Origin of the sequence: Microcystis sp. M53598_WE2 (assembly GCF_030067735.1) — a bacterium.
Taxonomy (GTDB): domain Bacteria; phylum Cyanobacteriota; class Cyanobacteriia; order Cyanobacteriales; family Microcystaceae; genus Microcystis; species Microcystis aeruginosa.
In genome coordinates this window covers 1-2,594 of record NZ_JASJFE010000460.1, presented here as the reverse complement: position 1 = coordinate 2,594, position 2,594 = coordinate 1, and the positions used below count along the sequence as shown (strand labels likewise).

Below are 2,594 nucleotides of genomic sequence, written 5' to 3'. Positions count from 1 at the left end.
CCTACGGCTGTGGTAAGTCTTGGCGATTTTTTTTGGCCAAAACTCTTGACAAAATCGGAGACTTGATATATACTTTTTGTATAATGGGAATCCGTGCCTGCCTGCGAACCCTTCATTTTTAGGCTAGATACCCTCAATGTTAGGATAATCGGCCATGTCAGGACAAACGGGCAATAAACCACTTTTTTCTCAACACTATCTTGAGCATCGGCTGCCGGATTCTGGGGAATGGCAAGAGGATGTATCGGTGGCATTTTACCGCTTAGAGAGTCTTTATCAACAAAAAAAGGCGATTTTGCCGACTCTTAACGAAGCGCAAACGGAAGCAGAATTAATACAACCGATTCTAGAAATTCTCGGTTTTAGTTATATACCGCAGGTAAGCAGTAGGGGAAAAGGAAGGTCAGAAAGGCCAGATTATGCCCTATTTGCCACAGAAAATGACCGTTATCAAGCCTATGCTCTCCAGAATAATGAAAGAGCCTTTTATAGTCAAGTTTTAGCGATCGCTGAGGCCAAATACTGGCAACGTTCTCTTAGTGACGTTTCTAAGAATGATCAGCGAGATATCTGGAAAAATAGTAATCCTTCCTTTCAGATCACCAATTATCTCACGGGGACGGGAGTAGATTGGGGTATTCTCACCAATGGTCGAGAATGGCGCTTATATTATCGTCAAGCGTCCTCCACAGCCACGGAATTTTATCTAGTGGACTTGATGGAACTATTAGAAGGGGGAGACCGGCAAAAATTTCCGTATTTCTGGTTATTTTTCCGTCAAGAGGCTTTTATTAAGGATATTCACGGTCAGAATTTCCTTGAACGCGTCCGGGAGGGGAGTACCACCTATGCCACCAGAGTGGGTAACGAGTTAAAAGAGTTAGTCTTCGATCGCATTTTTCCCGATATTTCTCAAGGTTTTGTATCATTAAATACAGACATACAGCCAGATTTATTGTATGAAGCGAGTTTATCCCTGCTGTATAAATTATTATTTCTTCTCTACGCAGAAGCGCGGGACTTGCTGCCGGTGAGGGGAGACTATCGCGATTACAGCTTATTGCAAAAGACGCGAGAAATTGCCGTTAAAATCGATCGTCAGCAGGCCTTTAGTGGCACCTCGACGGGAATATACGATGCTCTCCTCAGTTTATTCCGCATTGTCGATCGAGGGGATGCTAATTTAGCCGTACCTCGTTACAACGGGGGTTTATTTGACATGGAAGAAGGCCGGGTGAATTGTTTTCTCGGTCAATATAAGTTATCCGATGCGGTTTTAGCGCCCATCCTAGACAAGTTAGCACGTTTTGAGGGACAGCCGATCGACTATAGTTTTTTAGGTGTGCGACAGTTAGGATCAATTTACGAAGGATTACTGGAATATCGCATCGTGATTGAGGGGGAATCGGTACATCTGGAAAATGATCGGGGAGAAAGAAAAGCCACCGGTTCCTATTACACTCCCGATTATATTGTTAAATATATTGTCAGTCATACCCTCAAACCAATTTTAGAGCAAAGAGCGCGACAGTTCGGGGATGTGATGACAGAAATCGCCACCCGAAGACAAGAAAGCAGCGATAGACGTTTAGGAAATCTCAGTCAGCAGGGATTAGAAAAAGAGCTACAACGCTTAGAAAAAAAAGCGATCACCACCTTACTTGATCTTAAACTCTGTGACCCCGCCATGGGAAGCGGACATTTTTTAGTAGAAGCAGTGGACTATCTCACCGATGAGTTAATCCAGATTCTCAATCTTTATCCCGAAGATAATCCCGTTTTAACCATGTTGGAAACCACCCGACAAAATATTATCGACAATCTCCGACAACAGGGAATTATTCTCGATTCTCCCACCCTTGAACCGACGCAATTATTGCAGAGAGTGGTGATGAAGCGCTGTATTTATGGGGTGGATATCAATCCGATGGCTGTAGAATTGGCCAAGGTTAGTCTCTGGTTACATTCTTTCACAGTGGGCGCACCTTTGAGTTTTTTGGATCATCATTTACGTTGTGGTAATTCTCTGATCGGAACTACCGCCAAGGCCGCAGAAGCCGCTATGATTGAGGAAGAAGGTGGTCAATTAACTCTTTTAACTGGCCCTTTTGTTGGGTTACTTCGGGCAGCAGAAATTATGCGGGGAATTAGTACCCTCAGCGATGCGACTTTTGCTGAAGTGGAAACAAGTGAACAGTTATTCCGTGATTTTGATAGTCAAGCTAAACCCTACAAGCGTTTATTAGATGTTTTCCTCTCTCGCTTTTTTGGGGTTAAAACTGCTATCGAGTTTCTGCAGCGCTACGGTGGTAATATATCGGCAATTAATTGGGATAAGTTACCCCGATCAGATCAAGGAATTTTAGACCAAGCAGCTAGTTTATATAAAAGTAAGCGTTTTTTTCATTGGGATCTGGAATTTCCTGAAGTTTTTATCGATCTTGATTCCGCTTCTTGGAAGGATAACCCCGGTTTTGATGCAGTAATCGGTAATCCTCCTTATGGTTCACCTTTTAATAACAATGAGATAACTTATTTCAAAGAATCCTACCACTGCATTAGTTATCGAGTTGAGAGTTACGTTGCTTTTATGG

The 2,594-nt window shown here is 42.9% G+C and carries 1 protein-coding gene; it reads left to right on the top strand.

Going from position 1 to position 2,594, the window contains the following annotated elements:
- Positions 1-154: 154 nt before the first annotated feature.
- Positions 155-2,594 (top strand): Eco57I restriction-modification methylase domain-containing protein (locus tag PX636_RS09570; RefSeq protein WP_353853465.1); only part of this gene is annotated, 2,440 nt, incomplete at its 3' end.